The organism is Leifsonia xyli subsp. xyli str. CTCB07, from assembly GCF_000007665.1.
Lineage (GTDB): Bacteria > Actinomycetota > Actinomycetes > Actinomycetales > Microbacteriaceae > Leifsonia > Leifsonia xyli_C.
Genome location: NC_006087.1, coordinates 2,506,863 through 2,527,236, shown reverse-complemented (window position 1 = coordinate 2,527,236; position 20,374 = coordinate 2,506,863). Strand labels below are relative to the sequence as shown.

Sequence of the window (20,374 nt, the reverse complement as noted above, 5' to 3'; positions counted from 1 at the left end):
GTTCTCGTCCGGGGTGCGCCATCGCGGCGCGGGGGAGGATTTTCTCACCCCCTTCGGCTAATATGTCATATTCGCCTCGTGACTGTTATGAAAGGGGATTCGATGAGAGCGTTCCTCCGCCTCGTCGCCGCACTGAGCGCCGACGACCTGGCCCGCATTGTCGAGCTCCAGCTCGCCGCCCAGCGCGGCGGTCGCCGTCAGCTTGAGAAAGCGGCCCGCGTCAAGGTCTCCCGGCTCGACGCCGAACACGACCGCGTCGCCACCATCGACGCGACCTTCCTCGACGCCGCCCGTGCGGTCGGCTACGTCGGGATGCGCCAGGTCGCGCAATCCGCCGTCCGCTGGGCGGGTCTCGCCGAGGTCTACCGCGAACAGCTCACGACCGAGGAGGCCGAGGCGCTCCAATCGGTGTTCGTCGCCGCCACGACCGCCCCGCGCGTCCCCGCCTGAGGCTACCCGCCGTGGCATCCACAACGCCCCCAAAGCCTCGTGCTTTCGGGGGCGTTTAGGGTGAAACCTTTCGCGTGTCAATCCCCCCGAGAGCGGAGGGGCAGCCGTGCTCTGCCTGAGGCACTATGGACAGTATGGGAAAACTCGTCTACGGCACGGGTCAGGAGTATGACCTGGATGACCGAGTGCTGAGCCACATCAAGCTCGCGGTCGTCGCCAAGCTTCGCCGCCACGAGAGCTTCCTGCTTAACTGGGATGTGCCGGTCGAGCAGGGCTCCGGGCGCGTGTCGCTCTGGATCAGCCGTGAAGTCCCGCTCTCTTTCCAGTTCACGGGCAGCCGTCCGCCGTCGATCAACCCGCAGTGGCTGGAAGCGCTCATGCACACCTCGCAGCACACGGGCGGCATGGTCGTGATGGCGGAAGACGACCTCAGCGTGTACCTGCCCGCCTGAGCGGGTGGTGACACCGTCTGACACGCAGGCGTTTGCAGGGCGGGCGCCGGCAACCTGCGCCCGCCCTGCACCGGTGGGTTATGCGCGTGGAGCTCTCGACGCCTTGATCGCGGCGAACCACTGGTTCGACGACGGTAGCCACATCAGGATGGCCGCCACGACCGCTGCGGCGACGAGGAGGAGTCCGAGGCCGAACGCCGAGCCGGCGTTGAGCAGCGAGAGAACGGTGAGGATCGTCAGGACGATGCGGGCGCCGTTGCCTCCGCGACGCATGAGGAACGCGAACAGCGTGAACAGGACAGTCGCGACGATCGTCGTGACGGCGAGTGTTGCGATGCCGATCGTCACGGCGGTGTCCGCGAGTTGATCGAGGTTCTGGCCCTGGAGGGAGGTGCCGCCCTGGCGCTGCAATTGGTCGAGGACCACCGCTCGGCTGCCCGCGGTGGCGATGATGCCGATGATGCCGACGACGATGCTCAGGGCGGCGGTCGCGATGTACAGCCAGAAAGACGCAGTGACGGTCGTCGGGGTGGCGGCCGGTCGCTCGGCCGGAGCGGCGGGTGTGCCGCCGTACGCGGGGAACGCGGCCGGTGCGGCCGGGAACGCGCCGCCGGGGGCGGCCGGCGGGACGGTGACATCGGATGCTGCGGGCGGTGCCGGAACGGTGGATTCGGTGGGCGCAGCCGGAACGGCGGGCTCCGCCGCCTGGAGGCGGTTCGGCTGGTCGTTGGCGGGCTGCTGCGGTGTGCGCTCGTCTTCTGGTGTGCTCATCTTTGGCAATTTACCGGGCATCCGGAGTGCCCGCCAGTCGGCCGGGGACGGCGAGACCCCGTATGTCAGCCGCGTTCTCGGGGCGGTGCCGGTTCAGGGGAGGGAGTCGAAGTCGAACCAGAAAGCGTCGTCGTCCCTGTCGCTGGCGTCGGGAGCGGCGTGCTGGGGGACGGCCGCCGTCTCGATCCGGACACGCGTATGGCCGGTCACGAAGACCTCGCTCGGCGGGCGGCTCGACTGCGTGATCGCCACGAACCCACCGGCGGCGCGGCTGGCCTCCACGATCCGGTTTTTGAGCCCCTCGACCGGCTCGGTATCGACGAAGGTGAACCTCAGATCGTCGATGTAAACATGGAACACCTGCATGTCCTCTCCCGGCCCCTCTCCTATTCCCCGTCGATAGTACGCGGCCACGAGGAGGCCGCCAGTGTGCTTCCGCCTCGCTCGTCTCACCACTCAGCCCTACGGTCATGTCCGCGCTTCGTCAAGGTCTCCGGGAGGGGGTTGCATTGGAGCCCGCGGAGTGTTCAGCTGGGATCTGAGCGACGCACCCCGAACTCTCAGCGCGCTGGCGCTGGTCTGCACTCTCAAACCGTCCCCGGCGGAGTCGAGCAGCCAGCTGTTCGCTAAACAGCTGCTCGATGCGCTGTCGGATCACGGGGTGACCGGCACCGCTGTGTGGATGGTGGACTACGACATCCGGCCCGGCGCCGAACTCGATCAGGGCGGCGGCGAGCGGCCGCACCGTCGCGAGCAGATCATTGCGTCCGACATCGTCGTGCTCGTCAGTCCGACGTGGATGGGGCGCCTCACATCCGTCGCGCAGCGGGTTCTCGAGCGGCTGGACGCCGAACGCTCCCAGACCGGCGGCGACGGTCGTTGTCGCCGCCGTGGGCCTCATCGTTCTGGTCACTCTCGTCGTACGTGCCGTGTGCGGCTGAAGCGGGCGCAGCCGGGACACGGCCGGGAACCTGAGCGGCGGCCGTGCGTGTCGCGACGACGAGCCAAGCGGCGATCAGGAACACGAGGAAGCCGGCTGCGAGAGCGGTGAGCGCGGGCGAACCGGTGACGATCGCGAGCCCGGCGGCGCCGGTAGCACAGGTGCCCACCGGGAAGGTGAACGACTACCAGGTCAGCGCGAACGGCATCCCCCGGCGAGCGGCGCTGAGGGTGATCGCCGCCGCGATCGCGAGCCACAGCAGCGCGAAGCCGAGGATCGGCGTGCCCACGAGCACCGCGGCCGAGCGCAGCGAGGGACGTCCGCTCTCGCGGGCCAGCAGGGTGAGCGCGGTCACCGACTGGCCGAGCGGTCCGAGCACGATCCACAGCGTGGGGACCATCGCCACCGCCCCGATTTTGTGGCGGGTGAGCCGCGTCCAGAGCTGGGCGACGATGAAGAACGATGCGAGGAGGCTCATGCCGAACATCCCCAGGCACGCGAGCAGCATCGTCTGCTGCCCGGCGCCATCGAGGTGGGGGAGCAGGAGGGCGCCGGTGGCGGCGGAGACCATCGGCGGGACGACGGGCATGAGCCAGCCTCCGAAAGCCGCATCGTCCGCCACCTCGATCCGGGTGAAGACGAGGTACGGAATGGCGGCGGCGGCGAACAGCCCGAGAGCGGTGCCTGCCGTCCAGAGCACCGCATCCACCGTGAGCGCAGCCCGGTCCCCGATGAGGTCGTGGCCGACCAGCAGCGCGCCGGCGCCCACGGTCAGCAGGGCCATCGGCGGCGCGCCGTAGAAGTGCGCCATGATCGGGTGACGGTGGTGACCGCGTGCCGTCTCGGGATGCCGCAGCCAGTGCAGGGCGGTCGCCGCGAGCAGGATGGCGGCGAGCAGCCAGAACGCGAGGGCTGCCGTGCGCATCCCGGGCAGCTGCTCCGGGAAGCCCGCCAGTGCGTTCGCGACGATCCCGGTGCCCATCACAGCGGCGAACCAGTTGGGGGTGACGGCCTCGAGGCGGAAACGGTTCATGCTCCCCAGACTGCGCCGGGGGAGAGGACCGGCGGTAGTCTCGGTTCGTGACAGGGACACAACCACAGCTTGGAACCGGCGTGGACATCGCGGCGCTCGGGATGCTGTGCGCTGTCGCCGAACGCGGCTCGCTGTCGGCCGCCGGGGCGGTGCTCGGGGTGACGCAGCAGGCGGTCTCCGCCCGCATGCGCCGTTTGGAGGACGCCCTCGGACTCGCGCTGCTGGAACGCTCGCCGGCCGGGACGCGGCTGACCGCGGCCGGTCAGGTCGTGGCCGGCTGGGCGGCGGAGGTGATGGCCGCCGCCGGCCGCCTCGTGGAAGGCGCAGCGGCGCTGCGCGGCGACGAGGCGGGTGCGGTGTCCGTCGCGGCGAGCCTCACCATCGCGGAGTACCTGCTTCCGCGCTGGCTGACGTGGCTGCGTTCCGCCGCGCCCGAGGCCCGGGTGGCGGTCGCCGCAGTCAACAGCGCGGCGGTGCTGGTCAGGGTCGCACGCGGTGAGTGTCCCCTCGGCTTCGTGGAGACGCCGGACTCCGCCCCCGGACTCCGCACCAGCCGCATCGCCCGCGACGAGCTGATCGTGGTCGTTGCACCGGGCCACCCCTGGGCGCGCGGAGCCGGGGCCGCCGCCGCAGCCCTCGCCGCCGTGCCGCTGGTCGCCCGGGAGCGGGGGTCCGGCACGCGCCTCGCCGCCGAGCGGGCACTCGCCGCTGCCGGGCTGCGCATGGCCGACCCCGTGGCCGAGCTGCCGACCACCGCCGGCATCCGCACCGCGGTCGCGTCCGGTCTCGCGCCGACGGTGCTCAGCATCCTGACCGTGCGCGACGACCTCGCCGCCGGACGGCTGGTGCGCGTGCCGCTGACGGATCTGCGCATCGTCCGCGAACTGCGCGCGGTGTGGCGGCCGGACACGGATCTCCCTGCGGCGCTCAGAACGCTTTTGCGGGTGGCCCGGGTGGACCGCTAGGCCGAAATCGGTTAGAGACCCGACGCCCGGCTGGGCCGTCGGCTCCCGCGTGTGCCTTCCCCGATCCGCTGCGCCCGGACGGCCGTCAGATCCTGATCCACCCGGCGGCCACCGCCACCACCGCCGTCACCGCCAGGAGCACGGCGGCCATGCACAGCACGGCTTCGAGCGGACGGAACACCCGCAGCCCACGCTCGCGGCGGGCGAGAGTGAAGAGCAGCGTCCCCGGCGCATAGATCACGAAAGTCGTGAGCAGATACTGCGGCCCGGCGGCCACGACGAGGAAGAGGGTGTAGACGGTCGCGATCGCGGCGACCGCCAGGTCGCGCCGGCTGCGCCCACCGGGATCGTCGCCGGCCGGTGTCTCAAGTTTCAGCGCGTATGCGGCGGTGAGCACGTAGGGGATGAGCGCGAGCGAACTGCACAGGCTCAGGGCGAACGTGAACGCATTCTCCGCGAACAGCGTCACCACCAGCAGCGTCTGCACCAGTAGACTCGTCAGCAGCATGGACGCGACCGGGACGTCTCGGGCGGAGGTGCGGGCGAGGAACCGGGGCGCATCCTCGTTGCGCGCCGCACTGAACAGCACCTCGGAGGCCATCAGCGTCCAGGAGAGGTACGCGCCGAGCACCGACACGATCAGACCGGCGCTGATGAAGGCGTACCCCCACGGCCCGACGACCGCGGCCAGCACGCTCGAGACCGACGGCTGCCTCATATCGCCGATCTCCGCGCGCGGGGCGACGCCGAACGAGAGGATGGTGATCATCGCGAACAGGCAGAGCACCCCGAGGAAGCCGATCAGCGTGGCCCGGCCGACATCCTTTCGCGAGCGGGCGTAGCGCGAGTAGACCGAGGCTCCCTCGACCCCGAGGAACACGAAGACCGTCAGCAGCAGCGTCTGCTGGATCTGGCCGCCGAGCGCGCCGAGGCCGGGTGCTTCGCCGCCCCAGAGGTTCTGCGCGAACGTCTGCCAGGAGAAGCCGACGGTCGCGACCAGGAAGAGGAAGACCACGAGCGGCAGGACTTTCGCGACGGCGACGATCGTGTTGATCCAGGCCGCTTGCGGGACGCCGCGGCGGATCAGGAAGGAGAACAGCCAGACGAGGCCGCTGGAGACGAGCACCGCGACCACGGTGTTCCCACCGCCGAACGCGGGGAAGAGCGCCCCGAGCGTGGACCCGATGAGGACGAGGTAGGTCACGTTGCCCGCGCATCCGCTCGCCCAGTAGCCGAACGCGGAGAAGAAGCCGACGTAGTCGCCGAACCCGGCCTTGGCGTAGGCGTAGATTCCGGAGTCGAGTTCGGGACGGCGGACGGCGAGGCGCTGAAACACCAAGACGAGCGTCAGCATCCCGGCGCCCGCCAGCGTCCACGCGACGGCCGCTCCGATCACACCCGTAGCGCCGGCGAAGGTGCCGGGCAGCGAGAAGACGCCCGCGCCGACCATCGAGCCGACGACCATCCCGGCCAGCACGAGCACGGGCAGTTTCCTGGTCTGTTGCACCGATCGATATTACATTTCTCCCAGGGCGTGACGAGCCGGGCTGCCTATGCTGTCCCGGTGCCCCTGTCTCGCCGAGCGCGTTCCTCCGCTGTCGTCGCCCTCGCTCTCTACGCGCTCTTCGTGGCGCTGGTCGCGTTCTGGCCGATCCCGGTGGACCGCCCGTTCCAGCGAACGCTGTTCCGGTTCCTCGGAACGCTCTCCCAGATCGGCATCCGCCCGATCGACGGGTACAACGCCCTTGAGAGTGTGAGCAACGTCCTCCTCTTCGCTCCGGCTGGGCTGCTCTGCGTCCTCATCTTCGGGCGGCGGCGCTGGTGGCTGGCCCCGCTCGCCGGTTTCGCCGCGAGCGCGCTCATCGAGGCCGGGCAGTTCGCTTTCCTGCCGGCTCGGTTCGCCTCGCCGATGGATGTGGCCGCGAACACCGCCGGGGCCCTGCTGGGGGCCGCGCTGGGGGTCGCCGTCTGTGTGCGGCGGGAGAAGCGGGGAGGGCTGGCCGTTGCTGGTTCGGCGGCTCGCCCCGGCCCGCTACCGTGATCTCATGACCGTCGACCCATTGTGATCGGGGCCGGTGTCGTCGGCGCGGCGACCGCGCGAGCGCTCGCCGAGGCCGGCTCTCGCGTTCTGCTGCTGGAGGCATTCGGCCGGGGACACGACCGCGGCTCCTCGCACGGCGCCACGCGGATCTTCCGCCACGGTTACGCCGAAGCCGACTACGTCGCGATGACCGTGGCCGCGCGAGACGGATGGCGGAAGCTGGAACGCGCGAGCGGACGCACCCTGCTCGACGCGACCGGCTCGACGGGGCGGAAGCGCACCGCCGGTGGCCAGGGCTGCGCTTCGAAGAGGACGTGCTCTTTCACGCTGACGGCGGCCGGCTGCGTGCCGACGCGGCGATCGAGGCACTGCTGGATGCGGCGGCTGCCGCGGGGGCCGAGCTGAGGTTCGGTGCGCCGGTCGCGGAGGTGCGGGCGTCGGGTGTCGGCGCGGTCTCCGTGCGCGTCGGCCACGACGTGCTGCGGGCGTCCCGTCTGGTTGTCGCGGCCGGTTCGTGGACGCCCAAGCTCGTCGGCGGCTGGCTCGCCGAGCGTGGTCGCCCGCTGCCGGAGGTGCGCGTGACGGAGGAGCAGACGGCGCATTTAGTACTGATCATGGTCTCGTCCTCGCTTCGTGCATCATTCCGGCCCGGCCGGCCGGGACGTCTACGGTCTGTTGACGCCTGGAGAGGGTGTGAAGGTCGGCGTCCACGGCAACGGTCCGGCCGTCGACCCGGACGCGCGCGACCGGCGGCCCGATCCGCTTCGGCTGGCCGCTCTGCGCGAGTACGTCGCGGAATGGGTGCCCGGTGCGGACCCGGACCGTCCCGCGGTCGTCAGCTGCCTCTACGACAACGCGCCGGACGATGCGTTCGTGCTCGACCGGGTCGGTCCGGTCACCGTCGCGACCGGATTCTCCGGGCACGGTTTCAAATTCGCGCCGGAGCTGGGCGGGACGCTCGCGCGGCTCGCCCTCGACGGCGCTCCGCCGCCCGAGCGGTTCCGGCTCCCGGCGGGCCGTTAGCCGTGGTCCTGCAAAGTGGGTCTGCTTCAGGGGCAGGTCAAACTGGAACCTATTCCGTGGGGCAGGTCATCTGATCTGGCTTGCCTGTGGGTGGCCTGGAAGGATGGCGTCATGCCGAAGTCGTATCCGAGCGAGTTACCCACGCCAAACGCGCCGACTACCCGCCCGGCCGCGGCTTCCTCGTCGAAAACGGACGCCTAACCGGCATCCACATCGGCACACCCGCGGCGGCAGAAAGGGGCAGGGGTCAGGCGCCTGCGGGTGGGTCCGCCGCCAGGGTGACCCGCTCGGCCAGGTAGGTGTGCGCGTCCACCGGCTCGCCCGCTGCGCTCCAGCGGACCGCAGCCGTCCGTCGCGGAGGTGTCCGCGTCCGGCCGCCGCGCGGAAGGCGCGCCGGGTCTCTGCGGAGACGGAGACGTACTGCGTGCGCCCCGGAGGCGTCGCGCGGATGAGCTGGCCCGTCGCGTGCAGTCCGGCGCCGGCGTCCAGCAGCAGCGCCCCGAGCCGCCACACCCGTCCGACCGGACGCAGCACCGCTTCGAGGGGGACGCCGAGCTTGCGCCGCCGTGGGACGTACACCGCGAGCGCTTCCTCCCGGGCGCCCGCCGCTGTCAGCGTGTGGACAGCGGTCACCAGCTCTGTGCGCAGAGCGGTCACCGCCTCCTCGCCGAGAGTGTCGTCCATGCTGCGAGCCTAGCTGTGCCGTGCCCGCGGGCGTCCCGCGGGTGCGAACCCCCGAAAGGGGTGTTACATGGGGGCATGAAGACCTTCACGCTGCCGAACACCGCGATCGACGCCTCGAACGTCATCCTCGGCCTCATGCGGATCAGCCCGCTCTCCGCCCAGGAGATCCGCGCGCTCGTCGGAGCCGACCGCGATGCCGGGATCACCGTCTTCGACCACGCCGACATCTACGGCGACGAGCGTCACGGTGCGCAGCGGCGCTTCGGCGACGCGGGGTCGATCCCCGCTGCCGAACGCGACCGGGTCGTCATCCAGTCCAAGGCGGGCATCCGGGACGGTTTCTTCGATTTCTCGCGCGAGCACATTCTGACGACTGTCGACGAGTCGCTCGCGGCCCTGAACACCGACTACCTCGACATCCTGCTGCTGCACCGGCCCGACACGCTCGTCGAGCCGGAGGAGGTCGAGGCGGCGTTCGACCGGCTTGAGGAGTCGGGCAAGGTGCGGGCGTTCGGCGTCTCCAACCACACGCCCGGCCAGGTGGAACTGCTGAAGCGCTGGGTGCGGCAGCCGCTGTTGGTGAACCAGGTGCAGCTGAGCCTCACGCACGCGCCGATCATCGCGCAGGGCGTCGCCGCCAACATGGCCGGCCTCGACCAGTCCGCCGACCGCGACAACGGCATCCTCGACTACGCCCGGCTGAACGACATCACGCTGCAAGCGTGGTCGCCGTTCCAGAAGGGCTTCTTCGACGGTGTCTTCCTGGGCGACCGTGAGCACTACGCCGAGCTGAACGACGCACTGGACGACCTGGCCGCCCGGTACGGCGTCACCCCGATCGGTGTCGCCGTCGCGTCGCCTGGATCACCCGTAACCCCGCCCGGATGCAGGTCGTGCTCGGCACCACCGACGCCGGACGTGTCGCCGAGTCGGCGGCCGGCTCCGACCTGCCGCTGACCCGGGAAGAGTGGTATCGCCTGTTCCGGGCCGCCGGTCACACCCTCTTCTAGGTGTGATGTCCAGGGGGGTTGTTTCGGCGATACGGTCGTGAGGAGTTGAGGGGCGAGGGCCTCCGGTTGTGAAGTGGAGCTGTTCAGTTCAACCGCTTCACGATCCAGGAGGCCTTCGTGTCCCACGTTAACGCTGCTCTCACACCGCGCGCTCGTCTGCGCCTTGCCAGGCTCATCGTCGAGGACCATTGGCTGGTCTCCGTCGCAGCGAAGATGTTTATGGTCTCGCCCGTTACCGCGCGGAAATGGGCGGCGAGGTTCCGCGCCGAAGGCACGGGAGGGATGACCGACCGGTCTAGCCGCCCACGATCGATGCCAACGCGGACGCCGTTGCCCGTGCTCAAGCGGATCGTGCGGGCGAGGTGGCGACGACGCCTGGGGCCGGTGCAGATCGCCGGCGAGCTTGGCCTTCCCGCCTCGACCGTCCACGCCGTCCTGGTGTGCTGCCGCATCAACCGGCTCTGCACCATTGATCGGGTCACGGGCGAGCCGATCCGTCGCTACGAGCACGACCACCCTGGATCGCTGATCCATGTCGACGTGACGAAGTTCGGCAACATCCCCGACGGCGGCGGCTGACGATTCGTCGGCCGCGTCCAGGGCGAACGCAACCGGGAAGCGACCGCCACCCGCACGAAGAGCAGGAACCACCGCTACGAGCCACGGTTGGGCACCGTGTTCGTCTACACGATCATCGACGACCACTCCCGCGTCGCCTACGCCGAGATCTGCTCCGACGAGAAGGCGGACACCGCGATCGGTGTCCTGCGGCGTGCTGTCGCCTGGTTCGCCGACCGGGATGTCAGCGTCGAACTCGTCCTCTCGGACAACGGCTCCGCCTACAAGTCCTACGCCTGGCGAGACGCCTGCACAGAGCTCGGGATCAGGGCGAAGAAGACCCGACCATACCGACCACAGACCAACGGGAAGATCGAACGCTTCCACCGCACACTCGCCGACGGCTGGGCCTACGCCCGGTTCTATGGTTCAGAGGCCGAACGACGAGAAGCACTCCCCGGCTGGCCCCACTTCTACAATCATCACCAGCACCACTCCGCCATCAGAGCCCCACCCATTAGCAGAATCGACAACAACCTCCCTGGACATCACACCTAGGGAGGGGCCGCTGGCGGAGCGGGCGTCAGCACCGGTCCGCAGCGCTCTGCATCGCCCCCGTCGCCGCCAGCACCCGTTCCAGCGACCCCCCGAGCCCCCACGTCTCACCGAATTCGGCCACCCGCGCCAGCCGCTCCCCTTCCGGCACCCGGATCTGCGCGCCGGTTTCGGGCAGCGCCAGGTCTCGCACGGCCTCCACCACGCGCGGCGGCCGTTTTCTCGCTGACGCTCGCGACCCCGGGAAGCCCGTCCGAAGCGTCGCCGCGCATGACCGCGAAGTCCGCGTACTGGCGGGGGAGGATGCCGTATTTCGCCTCGATCGCCGCCTCGGTCAGGACGTCGAGAGCGCTCATGCCGCGCGCGGTGTAGACGACGCGCACATCTGCCGCGTCGTCGATGAGCTGGAAGAGATAGCGGTCGCCGGTCACGACATCCACCGGACCGGTCGCGCGGGTCGCGAGGGTTCCGATCACATCGTCGGCATCGTCCTGTTCGGCGCCCGCGATGACGATGCCGAGAGTCGAGCACGTCGCGGATGATGGGGATCTGGACGGCCAGCGCCTCGGGTATCTCCTCCACATCCACCCCGCCCGAGACGGAGCGCGCGACCCGGTGCGCCTTGTAGCTCGGGATGAGCCCGACACGCCAGCTCGGCCGCCAGTCGTCGTCCCAGCAGGCGACCAGGAACTCGGGCCCGTACCCGGTGAGGAGCCGCGCGACGATGTCGAGGAACCCCCGGGCCGCGTTCACAGGAGTGCCGTTCGGTGCTCGCACGGTGCCGGGTACGCCGTAGAACGCGCGGAAATACAGGGAGGCGGAGTCCAGGAGCATCGTTCGACCGGTCACGTTCCGATAATGACAGGCCCGGCATGGCGGCTCTACGAGCGTGATCTGGCGGGTGGAGAGCCCGAAGACGATGCTTTCGCGGTTCCTCAGCCCGGATAAACCGATCGGCGGCTATGTCGGGCGCAGGTTCCGGCAGCTCACGGCTGGTGGAGGCGGGTTAGCGTGGGGGGGGGGGGGAGGAGGGGGAGATGACACTCCCGCCGCTGCTGGTCTCTGCCATCGCCCTCGTTCGCGATCGTCGCGTCCTCATGGTGACCGCCCGGAACCGGGATGTTTACTACCTGCCCGGCGGCAAGATCGAACCGGGCGAGACCGCGCCGGAGGCGGCTGCGCGCGAGGCGTCGGAAGAGGTGGCGCTGCGTCTGGACCCGGCAGCGCTGGCCGGGCTCTTCGAGGTGCGGACGCTCGTGCACGGCGAGCCGGAGGGTCGAGAGGTCCATATGACGGTGTTCCGGGCAGAGACGGAGGCGGAACCGGCTCCGGCGGGTGAGGCCGATTCGCTGCACTGGGTCACGAGCCGGGACGCGGACCGCTGCCCGCCGGCCGGCCGTGAGGTGCTCCGGCTGCTGGGCGAGGCCGGGGTCATCGACTAGGGTCGCGGACCCAGCACCATCGACCAGGCGGGCGGGAAGCCCCTCCTAGTCCTCCGACCGGGCCAGCATCCGGAACATCATGGTTCCGATCACGGTCTCCGCGACTTCCTCGATCGGCAGATCCGCCCGGAAGTCGCCGGCCTCCTGGGCCTCCCGCAGCCGGGTGTTGAAGAGCCGCGGGTCGGCCAGCGTTTCCCGCAGTCGCCGCCCGACCTCCTCGTTTTCGGTGGCGGCGGTGATGAGCGAGCGGAAGAGTCCCTGGCCTTCGGGGCTCTGCACCACGGCGAGCATGGTGCTGAGCCAGGTCTCTAGGTCGGTGCGCAGGTCGCCGCTGTTGGGCATGGCGAAGCGGTCCGGGAGTATCATACCTTTGAGGAGACAGTCTGCGATGAGTGCTGACTTGCCGGTCCACCAGCGGTAGACGGTCTGCTTGCCGACATCCCCCGGCCCGGGCGGCGATGCCCTCGATGCTGAGGTGGTCGTAGCCGCGTTCGGCGAAGAGGGCCGCTGTGGCGGCGAGGATGGCCACGCGGGCCGCCTCGCTGCGCGGCGTCCCACGTCGGGGCTCGGACACGTTCCCAGCCTATCGACAACTAACGAGACGGACCGTTGCGTATTATCGATCCGACCGCTCACGAAAGGACCCCCCGTGGCCGAACTGCTTTACCGCATCGGAACATTCGCGGCACAGCGCGCGTGGCGTGTAATCGTCGCCTGGATCCTGGTGCTCGGGATCGCGGCCGGTGGGTTCCTCATCGGCTTCAAGGGGCTCTCCACCGCCTTCGATGTGCCGGGGACGGCTTCGGGAGCGGTCGTCGACGAACTCACGAAGAAGCTTCCGGATTACGCGGGCGCGGCTGGCACGGTCGTCTTCCAGACTGAGGACGGCGAGGCGCTGGATGCCGGCCAGCGCGCCGCGATCAGCGGCCTCGTGGCGAGCGCCACTGGGCTCCGGGATGTGGCCAAGGTGGTCGACCCGTTCGCGGCCGAGGCCCAGCGCGCTGGCCAGCGGAAACAGCTGAGTGACGGCTCAGCGCAGCTGGACGCCGCTCAGCGGCAGCTCGACGCCGGGCGGACCCAGCTCGGTTCGGGCAAGGCGCAGGCGGCGGCGGCGCAGGCTCAGCTCGACGTCGCGCGCAAGCAGCTGGAGGCCGCCGGGAGGCCGACCGCCTCCCTCGACGCGCAGCAGGCTCAGCTCGACGCGGGCGCGGCCGAGCTCGCGGCCCAGCAGAAGAAGCTGGACGACGGCGCGGCCGAGCTCGCATCCCAGCGGACCGAACTGCATCGTGGTGCGGAGCTGATGACGCTCGCCGACGGCATCCGCGTCGTGTCGGCGGACGGCTCCACCGCGCTCGTCAACGTCGCTTTCACCGAGCCAATGCTCGAACTTCCCGAAGCGGCGAAGCAGGGCATCATGGACCACTTCGAGTCGAAGCGCATCGATGGAGTCACGGTCTCCTTCTCGACGGACATCGCGCAGGGCGTGCCGCAGATCGTCGGCGTCGGGGAGGCCGTCGGTGTCGTCTTCGCGTCGATCGTGCTCGTCGTCGTGCTCGGCTCGCTCGTCGCAGCCGCGCTTCCCCTGCTGACCGCGCTGTTCGGGGTCGGCGTCGCCGCGCTCGGATCGCTCGCGTTCTCGGGCGTCGTGGATATGGCATCCGTGACCCCTGTGCTCGCGATCATGCTCGGCCTCGCCGTCGGCATCGACTACTCCCTCTTCATCGTGAAACGGCACCGGCGCCAACTGCTTGAGGGAGCCGACCCAGTCGAGTCGGTGGGACTCACCAACGGCACCTCTGGCAACGCGGTCGTCTTCGCCGGGACCACGGTCGTGGTCGCGTTGTTCGCGCTCAATGTGACCGGCGTCCCGTTCCTCGGACTGATGGGAACGGTCGGGGCGGTCGCGGTCGTGCTCGCGGTTCTCATCGCGGTCACTCTGACGCCGGCGCTGCTCGGCCTGCTCGGGATGCGCATCCTCACCAAACGCGCCCGAGCCAAGGTCGGCACCGTCCACGTCGACGACACCAAGCCGATGTCCACGTGGCGAGCGGTCATCACCGTGGTGGCGAGCGTCGCCGGGCTGCTGATCATCGCCATCCCGGCCTTGTCGATGCGCGTCGGGCTGCTGGACGGGTCATCGGAGCCCGTCGGCTCGACCGCCTACAACGCGTTCCAGCAGACCGCGGCGTCCTTCGGAGATGGTGCGACCGGGCCGCTGCTGGTCACCGCTGATGTCCCGGCCGGTCTCGCCGACGAGAAGGTGGCGGCAACGCAGCTCACCATCGCGCGCACGCTGGCCGACCAGAGGGATGTGATGGCCGTCGCCCCGATCGCCGTCTCGGACGACCACCGGCTGATGGCGTTCCAGGTCGTCCCGGTCGAGGGGCCGAACAGTGTGTCCACCGAGAAGCTGGTGGGTGCGCTGCGCGAGCTGCCCCCGGTGGAGGGCGAAATTCAGCTCGGCGTCTCCGGCCAGACGGCGATCAACCTCGACATCTCCGCCAACCTCGCGGACGTTCTGCCGCTCTACCTGCTCGTCGTGGTGGGGCTGTCCCTGCTGATCATGGTGCTGGTGTTCCGGTCGCTGCTGGTGCCGCTCATCGCGACCGGCGGGTTCATCCTGTCGCTGTTCGCGACTTATGGGGCGGTCACGGCGCTGTTCCAGTGGGGCTGGGGCGCGGACGCGCTCGGCATCCACACCGGGCCCATCCTGAGCTTCCTGCCCGTCATCCTGGTCGGCATCCTGTTCGGGCTCGCGATGGACTACCAGCTCTTCCTCGGCTCGGGGATGCGCGAGGCGTATGCGCACGGAGCCCCCGCCCGACTGGCCGTAGCGAAGGGCTTCCGCGCCGGGCGGACCGTCGTGGCGGCCGCAGCGCTCATCATGATCTTGGTTTTCGGCGGTTTCATCTTCAGTGACTCGACCATGATCCGGCCCATCGGATTCGGGCTCGCTTTCGGTGTCCTGGTCGATGCCTTCGCGGTGCGGATGCTGCTCATGCCCGCATTGATGCACCTCCTCGGCCGCTCGGCCTGGTGGCTGCCGGGCTGGCTCGACCGTCTCCTCCCGAACGTCGATGTCGAGGGCGCTGCCCTCGAAAGCCACCACCACCGCTGATCCCGCTCGGTCCCCCGTGCTGTCCCGAGCGGGGCCCGCCGCGGCTTTCTCGGCTTCGGCGACCGGGCAGAGCGGCCAGGCCGCGGGCGCCGGGACAGCCTCTCCAAAATCACGTCCGTGATTTGATTAGCTCCCTCTAAGGAGCGGCTCGACAAGGAATGAGGTCGTCGGCCAGGCGATCGCGGAGCACAAGAAGGTGAGGGGCTTTGGTCTCTTTTGGAGCGCCCGCGATCATGCCATCATCGCCTCATGAAGGATTCTCATAGCAATGAGATCGCTGAGCCCGCATCCGCATACGGTCCTGGTCGCGCCCCCGCAGGCATCCCTTTGACCCTTCGACTCGGCGAACGCGAGTTCGCCTCACTGGTGCGAATCGCCCGCGCGCGAGAGACCACGGCGGCTGCCCTGGTCGAACAGCTCGTGCTGCACGCTCTGAGCCGTGCGGATGTTCCGCCCGCGGTGGACTCGCGCCCCGCGCGCAGACACACCACCTACGATCAGGCTGTGGCCGCTTTCCGCTCCGACACGAGCCCAGCCGCTGGCGCCTAGCGGACTTCCCCGCTCGTCCCCTGCCGGACCGGTGCGCGCCCCCGAGCACGCGCCGGGACCCGAATGACCCTCCGACGCACAGATCCCCGCCCAGGACACTCGCCCCCGCTCGCTTGCCGGGATCCTGTAGTGCGTGGTCTCCGCCCGCCCGCTAGTCTCGGGCCAAAGCGAACGTCGCGATGACAAGGGGACGACATGGGCAGTGGCAAATGGCTTTGGGCGGGAGCGATCGGGCTTGCCGCAGTCTCGCTCCTCGCCGGGTGCGCGGGGAGCCCGGGCAGCGCCGCACTGGCGGGGAGCTGGGGGTCGACTGCCGCGGGCAAGCCCCATCTCACCATCCAGGGCGACGGTTCGTTCTCCGGCTCCGATGGCTGCAACCGGCTGACGGGCAAGGGCTCGATCGACGGCGACTCGATCTCCTTCGGCCCGATCGTGAGCACACGGATGGCGTGCGAAGGGGTCGATGAGTGGTTCGACAAGGCCGCCAGAGGCACGGTCGCCGGGAACACCCTGACGGTCTACGACGACAAGGGCGTCACGATCGGGACCCTCGGCAGATCGGACTGACCGCAGTGTACGCCCGGCCCGGCTCAGGTCACCGGCAGTTTGCGCACCTTCGTCCGCCGTTTGCGCCGGTCCGGGATCATCGACCGCATCTCCTCCAGCTTCCCGAAGCAGAGCAGGCGATCGCTCGCTTCCAGCCTCACGCCGCTGCGAGGATTCGGGATCACCGTGCTGCCGCGGTGTAGCGTCAGCACGGTGATGTCCCGGTCCCAGAGGCCGGACTCTTTGATGGTCTTGCCCACCAGGTCTGCGTTCGTGTGAACGAGCAGCTCGGCCACGCCATAGCCGGTCGAGACGCTGAGGCGCTGCCGCACGTCGATCTCCGGGAAGGCGACTTGGTTGTCGATGAAGTCGATGATGGCGCCGGCCACATCCAGCCCGGTCGCGCGTTCGATGCCCTCCAGGCCCGGGGAGGAATTGGCCTACATGACGAGCGGGCCGTCGTTGCCCTCGAGCATGTCGACACCGGCGACGCGCAGGCCCATGATCTGCGCGGCCCGGACGGCCGTCTCCTCATACTCCGGCGTCAGCGTGACCTTCTCGACGGTGCCGCCGCGGTGGATGTTCGAGCGGAATTCGTCGCCGCACGCGACGCGGCACATGGCGGCCACCACTCGGTCGCCCACGACGAGCGCGCGGATGTCGCGGCCGCGGCTCTCCGAGATGAAGCTCTGGATGAGGACGTTCTGCTTCGTCGAGTGCAGTGTCTCGATGATCGACTCCGCGATCTTCGCTTCGGGCGCGAGGATGACGCCGATGCCCTGGGTCCCCTCCAGCAGCTTGATGACGACGGGCGCTCCGCCGACCCGCTCGATGGCCATGCGCACATCGGCGCGGCCGTTCACGAACGCGGTGGGCGGCATGCCGATGTTGTGGCGGGAGAGGATCTGGTTGGCGCGCAGTTTGTCGCGCGAGTTGGTGATGCCGTTCGCCGTGTTGGGCGTGTACACATCCATCTGCTCGAACTGGCGCACGACGGCGGTGCCGTAGTAGGTGATCGAGTTGCCGATGCGGGGCAGCACGGCGTCGTAGTCGGACAGCAGCCGGCCGCGGTAGTGCAGGTCGGGCTCGTCCTCGGAGAGATCGATCGCGAAACGCAGCGTTTTCAGCACCTTCGCCGTGTGCCCGCGAGCGCGTGCGGCCGCCCGCAGGCGCTGTGTCGAGTACGCCCGGGGGGGGGGCGCGCGAGAGGATGGCGAGTTTCATCAAGGTTCCTGCGGAGAGGGGTATCGGCGGCGACCCCCATCTAAACATCCCGGCGGCGTGGCCCGCTATCGCCGTTGATGGGCTCTTTCCTGTGCGCCGGGGCGACACCCCGGGGGGAGTGGACGAGGGGCGGATGATCCCACCCCGCACGCGCGCCTGCGACGCGACGCGATGGCTGGCGGAATCGTCCGGTCACCTTCTGGAGACCGATCGCCTGTCAAGATAGGGGCATGCCCGCTGAATCCCCCGGCAGCCCCGTTCCCGGCGTCACCGTCGCCGGCTGGCGCGAGTGGGCCGGCCTGGCTGGGCTCGGCATCCCGTGGATCAAGGTCAAGCTCGACACGGGGGCTCGCAGCTCCGCGCTGCACGCCTTCGACCTCGAAGAGCTACCCGGCGATCGGGTGCGCTTCACTGTGCATCCCTGGCAGGACTCGGAGGCGGACGCAGTGGGCGTCGAATGCGCCGTCCATGATCGCCGCATCGTGCGCAGTTCGTCCGGGCACGCCGAGGAGCGCGTCGTCGTGCTGCTCGAGCTGACGCTCGCGGGTCGCACGGTCGTCGCCGAGACGACGCTCAGCAATCGCGACCAGATGGGGTTCCGCATGCTGGTGGGCCGCGAGGCGCTCCGGCAGGGGTTCGTGGTCGATCCCGACCGGTCCTTCCTCGCCGGGCGCGCACCGCGGGAGGTCCGCCGGCGCAATCGCGGTCGGCCGTAGCGGCCGATCAGGCCCACCGGAGCCCAGAACGCGCCAGCCGCTGCCTCCCGCCCCCGCTGGATAGTCTCTTCCCTTGGTCGTGTCCGTCCCGGCCCGCGCACGACGCCCGTAGCAGGGCACCGATCGTATCCGCCTCGCCTGCCTGCTTGTCGTCCCGATATCGCTTCACGCCGGTCGGCGGCCACCCGCTCCAGTTCCCGCAGCCGCGTCGAGAGCGGCTCGTCGAGCAGGTCGCGGCCGTCGAGGTGGAGGATGTCGAAGAACCAGGGATGCAGCATCGCTTGCCCCGCTGTCTCGCTGCCGAACCGCGACATCGTCTCCTGAAACGGCCTCGGGGCTCCGTCCTCGTCCAGCGAGAGCGTTTCGCCGTCCAGGATGAGGTCGCGCGCGGGCATGCGCCGCACCGCCTCGACGACCTCGGGCACGCGGTGCGCGATGTCCGCGAGGCTGCGTGTGTACGCCCGGATATCGTCTCCGCGGCGGTGCGCCTGGATGCGCGCACCGCCGAGCTTGTGCTCGACCGAGTGCCGGGCCGGTCGTCGCGAGCGCCTCTGCGACGATCCGGTCCAGCAGCACGGAACCAGTGAACCCCTAAGGGGCGGTCGTGGCGACCCCACGGCCGAACGAGAAGGCCCGGGCGATCTGCGCGATCCCGAGCACGATCAGGCTGATCCCAGCGAGCAGGAACAGCACCACGATCCCCCAGAGCGGGCTGAACAGCAGCACGATCCCGGCGGCGATACTCAGGAGGCCGAAGAAGACGCCCCAGGCTCGCGAGCCCGGCGCGCCGATCTGGGCCAGGGCGACGGCGCCCTCCACGATCCACGCGATGCCAACCAGGATGCCCAGGAAAACTCCCAGGAACTCGGCCGTGGCCGCGATGTTCGCGAACGCGAGGATCGCGCCGATGATCAGCAGTGCGCCGAAGACGACGTCCAAGGCCCGCGCGCCGCTGCCGATGCTCTTGGCGAAGACGCCGACACCGAGGTAGGCGATGCCGGAGACCAGCAGCGAGATGGCCAGCACGATGGCCAGCCCTGCCGCCGCGGAGCGCGGCCAGAAGACGATGACGATGCCAGCGATCAGCGCAACGACGCCGCTGACGCCCAGCGAGATCCGGACGCTGTTGACGGCTGTCTTCGCCATTTCGTCGCTGTTGAGAGAGAACGAGGAGAAACCGGACGGTTGAGTGTTCGACATCGGTGGCCCTTCCCTGGGTGGATGATCGACGCTACCGCCGACGCCGCGGTACTGTCCAGGGTCCCGTTCCTCGGCGTGTCGCTGCTGAGAGCCCGGCCGCGGCTCCGGCCGCCGCTATTCGTGCCCGCGCTGTTCGTGCTGGCTGTGCTGCGGCGGCTCGAATTGGAATGTCGAGTGCTCGACGCTGATCTCGAAGTGCGTGGCGACGCACTCCTGCAGCTTGTGGAGCAGCGCCGGCAGCCGACCGTTCTCGAACGACTCCGGCTCCACGATGACATGCGCCGTGAGCACCGGCAGCCCTGTCGCGATCTGCATGGCGTGCAGATCGTGTACTTCCCGCACGTCCGGCACGTTCAGGATGTGGTCGCGCACCGAATCCAGGTCGAGCCCCGGCGGGGTCGATTCGAGGAGCACGTTCGTCGTCTCGCGCAGCAGCCTGAACGCGCGCGGCAGGATGAGCGCCCCGATCAGGAGCGCCGCCAGCGAGTCGGCGCCGCCCCACCCCGTGACCGCGATCAGCACGGCCGCCACGATCACCGCGACCGACCCGATCGCGTCGTTGAGCACTTCGAGGAAGGCGGCGCGCAGGTTGAAGTTCTCCCGGCGGCTGGAGGCGAGCACCAGCAGGGAGGCGGCATTCCCTACGAGTCCGATGACACCGAACACCAGCAGCTCTCCCGAGGGGACCTCTGGCGGCTCGAACAGCCGACGGATGCCCTCGACGATCACGAACGCCCCGACCGCGAGCAGCACCGCCGCCTGGGCGGTCGCCGCCAGCACCTCTGCGCGCCGGTAGCCCCAGGTGCGCTGGCTGGTCGCCGGGCGCGTGCTGAGGAAGGATGCGACGAGAGCCATCGTGAGTCCGCCGACGTCGGTCAGCATGTGGCCGGAGTCGACGAGCAGCGCGAGCGAGCCGGTGAGGAGCGTCCCCGCGATCTCCGCGATCAGGATGACCGCGGAGATGCTCAGAGCGATGCTGAGGAGGATGCGATGCCGCCGGGCTGCCTCGCCGAAAGCGGGTGCGGGGCCGCCGTGGTCGTGATCGTGCGCCATCCTGTCCCCTCTCTCCGGGCGATTTCACCGGTCCGACACGCCAG

General features: G+C 69.6%; 19 protein-coding genes and 8 pseudogenes. 14 read left to right on the top strand and 13 right to left on the bottom strand.

The window, feature by feature from the left end:
* Positions 1 to 102 precede the first annotated feature (102 nt).
* Both LXX_RS12120 and LXX_RS12115 read left to right on the top strand, forming a co-directional pair.
* Positions 103 to 450 (top strand): hypothetical protein, encoded by a 348-nt coding sequence (locus tag LXX_RS12120; protein ID WP_041767954.1) that lies wholly within the window; start codon positions 103 to 105, stop codon positions 448 to 450.
* A gap of 134 nt (positions 451 to 584) precedes the next feature.
* Complete coding sequence (locus tag LXX_RS12115) at positions 585 to 902, top strand: hypothetical protein (RefSeq protein WP_011187064.1); 318 nt, start codon at positions 585 to 587, stop codon at positions 900 to 902.
* Positions 903 to 980: 78 nt separating this feature from the next.
* Here LXX_RS12115 and LXX_RS16005 read toward each other — a convergent pair whose 3' ends face one another.
* Positions 981 to 1,673 (bottom strand): hypothetical protein, encoded by a 693-nt coding sequence (locus tag LXX_RS16005; protein ID WP_223227663.1) that lies wholly within the window; start codon positions 1,671 to 1,673, stop codon positions 981 to 983.
* A 93-nt stretch (positions 1,674 to 1,766) separates the two neighbouring features.
* Entirely contained in the window at positions 1,767 to 2,039 is a 273-nt protein-coding gene (locus LXX_RS12105) for a hypothetical protein (RefSeq protein WP_041767952.1), read from the bottom strand.
* Between the two features lie 61 nt (positions 2,040 to 2,100).
* On the opposite strand from LXX_RS12105, the pseudogene LXX_RS13875 reads away from it, so the two are divergent.
* Positions 2,101 to 2,469: pseudogene (locus LXX_RS13875) on the top strand (hypothetical protein); the annotation flags it as partial.
* 13 nt (positions 2,470 to 2,482) lie between these two features.
* Here the strand turns inward: LXX_RS13875 and LXX_RS14975 are convergent.
* Complete coding sequence (locus LXX_RS14975) at positions 2,483 to 2,782, bottom strand: hypothetical protein (RefSeq protein ID WP_068981888.1); 300 nt, start codon at positions 2,780 to 2,782, stop codon at positions 2,483 to 2,485.
* A gap of 15 nt (positions 2,783 to 2,797) precedes the next feature.
* Positions 2,798 to 3,646 (bottom strand): hypothetical protein, encoded by an 849-nt coding sequence (locus LXX_RS12100; RefSeq protein WP_068981887.1) that lies wholly within the window; start codon positions 3,644 to 3,646, stop codon positions 2,798 to 2,800.
* A gap of 47 nt (positions 3,647 to 3,693) precedes the next feature.
* Here LXX_RS12100 and LXX_RS12095 point away from each other — a divergent pair, with 47 nt between their 5' ends.
* The gene (locus LXX_RS12095; RefSeq protein WP_011187061.1) at positions 3,694 to 4,611 is read left to right on the top strand and encodes a LysR family transcriptional regulator; all 918 of its coding nucleotides are present in this window, start codon (positions 3,694 to 3,696) and stop codon (positions 4,609 to 4,611) included.
* Positions 4,612 to 4,696: 85 nt separating this feature from the next.
* On the opposite strand, the gene LXX_RS12090 is transcribed toward LXX_RS12095, so the two are convergent.
* A complete protein-coding gene (locus tag LXX_RS12090; RefSeq protein WP_011187060.1) occupies positions 4,697 to 6,118 on the bottom strand; it encodes a basic amino acid/polyamine antiporter in 1,422 nt (473 codons plus the stop codon).
* Positions 6,119 to 6,175: 57 nt separating this feature from the next.
* On the opposite strand from LXX_RS12090, the gene LXX_RS13010 reads away from it, so the two are divergent.
* The 3 genes and pseudogenes from LXX_RS13010 (at position 6,176) to LXX_RS16360 (ending at position 7,675) form a co-directional block, all read left to right on the top strand.
* A complete protein-coding gene (locus tag LXX_RS13010) occupies positions 6,176 to 6,652 on the top strand; it encodes a VanZ family protein (RefSeq protein ID WP_011187059.1) in 477 nt (158 codons plus the stop codon).
* A 21-nt stretch (positions 6,653 to 6,673) separates the two neighbouring features.
* Positions 6,674 to 7,149 (top strand): annotated as a pseudogene (locus tag LXX_RS16365) (FAD-dependent oxidoreductase); the annotation flags it as partial.
* Between the two features lie 136 nt (positions 7,150 to 7,285).
* Entirely contained in the window at positions 7,286 to 7,675 is a 390-nt protein-coding gene (locus LXX_RS16360) for an FAD-dependent oxidoreductase (protein WP_256031087.1), read from the top strand.
* A gap of 135 nt (positions 7,676 to 7,810) precedes the next feature.
* Here the strand turns inward: LXX_RS16360 and LXX_RS13870 are convergent, their stop codons facing one another.
* Positions 7,811 to 8,359 (bottom strand): hypothetical protein, encoded by a 549-nt coding sequence (locus tag LXX_RS13870; RefSeq protein ID WP_223227662.1) that lies wholly within the window; start codon positions 8,357 to 8,359, stop codon positions 7,811 to 7,813.
* 75 nt (positions 8,360 to 8,434) lie between these two features.
* On the opposite strand from LXX_RS13870, the pseudogene LXX_RS12075 reads away from it, so the two are divergent.
* Both LXX_RS12075 and LXX_RS12070 read left to right on the top strand, forming a co-directional pair.
* Positions 8,435 to 9,369: pseudogene (locus LXX_RS12075) on the top strand (aldo/keto reductase family oxidoreductase).
* 117 nt (positions 9,370 to 9,486) lie between these two features.
* Positions 9,487 to 10,485 (top strand): annotated as a pseudogene (locus LXX_RS12070) (IS481-like element ISLxx4 family transposase).
* 25 nt (positions 10,486 to 10,510) lie between these two features.
* Here the strand turns inward: LXX_RS12070 and LXX_RS12065 are convergent.
* Positions 10,511 to 11,316: pseudogene (locus LXX_RS12065) on the bottom strand (flap endonuclease).
* A 203-nt stretch (positions 11,317 to 11,519) separates the two neighbouring features.
* Between LXX_RS12065 and LXX_RS12060 the strand changes: the two are divergent.
* Positions 11,520 to 11,924: an NUDIX domain-containing protein gene (locus tag LXX_RS12060; RefSeq protein WP_011187058.1), complete on the top strand. Its 405-nt coding sequence runs from the start codon at positions 11,520 to 11,522 to the stop codon at positions 11,922 to 11,924.
* 45 nt (positions 11,925 to 11,969) lie between these two features.
* Here the strand turns inward: LXX_RS12060 and LXX_RS14970 are convergent, their stop codons facing one another.
* A complete protein-coding gene (locus LXX_RS14970; RefSeq protein ID WP_083219762.1) occupies positions 11,970 to 12,290 on the bottom strand; it encodes a TetR-like C-terminal domain-containing protein in 321 nt (106 codons plus the stop codon).
* Positions 12,291 to 12,378: 88 nt separating this feature from the next.
* Positions 12,379 to 12,453, bottom strand: a pseudogene (locus LXX_RS16980) (TetR family transcriptional regulator); the annotation flags it as partial.
* 120 nt (positions 12,454 to 12,573) lie between these two features.
* Between LXX_RS16980 and LXX_RS12050 the strand changes: the two are divergent.
* The 3 genes from LXX_RS12050 (at position 12,574) to LXX_RS12040 (ending at position 16,158) form a co-directional block, all read left to right on the top strand.
* Complete coding sequence (locus LXX_RS12050; protein WP_041767948.1) at positions 12,574 to 15,042, top strand: MMPL family transporter; 2,469 nt, start codon at positions 12,574 to 12,576, stop codon at positions 15,040 to 15,042.
* Between the two features lie 327 nt (positions 15,043 to 15,369).
* A complete protein-coding gene (locus LXX_RS12045) occupies positions 15,370 to 15,591 on the top strand; it encodes a hypothetical protein (RefSeq protein ID WP_223227661.1) in 222 nt (73 codons plus the stop codon).
* Between the two features lie 195 nt (positions 15,592 to 15,786).
* Positions 15,787 to 16,158, top strand: coding sequence for an META domain-containing protein (locus LXX_RS12040; protein WP_011187055.1), 372 nt, complete (start codon positions 15,787 to 15,789; stop codon positions 16,156 to 16,158).
* 23 nt (positions 16,159 to 16,181) lie between these two features.
* On the opposite strand, the pseudogene LXX_RS12035 reads toward LXX_RS12040, so the two are convergent.
* Positions 16,182 to 17,361 (bottom strand): annotated as a pseudogene (locus LXX_RS12035) (RimK family alpha-L-glutamate ligase).
* A 230-nt stretch (positions 17,362 to 17,591) separates the two neighbouring features.
* Between LXX_RS12035 and LXX_RS12030 the strand changes: the two are divergent.
* Positions 17,592 to 18,077 carry an ATP-dependent zinc protease family protein gene (locus LXX_RS12030; RefSeq protein WP_011187053.1) on the top strand — a complete coding sequence of 162 codons (486 nt, stop codon included), beginning with the start codon at positions 17,592 to 17,594 and terminating at the stop codon, positions 18,075 to 18,077.
* Between the two features lie 167 nt (positions 18,078 to 18,244).
* On the opposite strand, the pseudogene LXX_RS13865 reads toward LXX_RS12030, so the two are convergent.
* The 3 genes and pseudogenes from LXX_RS13865 to LXX_RS12015 all read right to left on the bottom strand — a co-directional run.
* Positions 18,245 to 18,632: pseudogene (locus LXX_RS13865) on the bottom strand (ATP-dependent DNA ligase); the annotation flags it as partial.
* A gap of 36 nt (positions 18,633 to 18,668) precedes the next feature.
* On the bottom strand, positions 18,669 to 19,277 hold the full coding sequence (locus tag LXX_RS12020) for an HdeD family acid-resistance protein (RefSeq protein WP_041767943.1): 609 nt from the start codon (positions 19,275 to 19,277) through the stop codon (positions 18,669 to 18,671).
* A 114-nt stretch (positions 19,278 to 19,391) separates the two neighbouring features.
* Positions 19,392 to 20,330, bottom strand: coding sequence for a cation diffusion facilitator family transporter (locus tag LXX_RS12015; protein WP_011187051.1), 939 nt, complete (start codon positions 20,328 to 20,330; stop codon positions 19,392 to 19,394).
* Positions 20,331 to 20,374 lie beyond the last annotated feature (44 nt).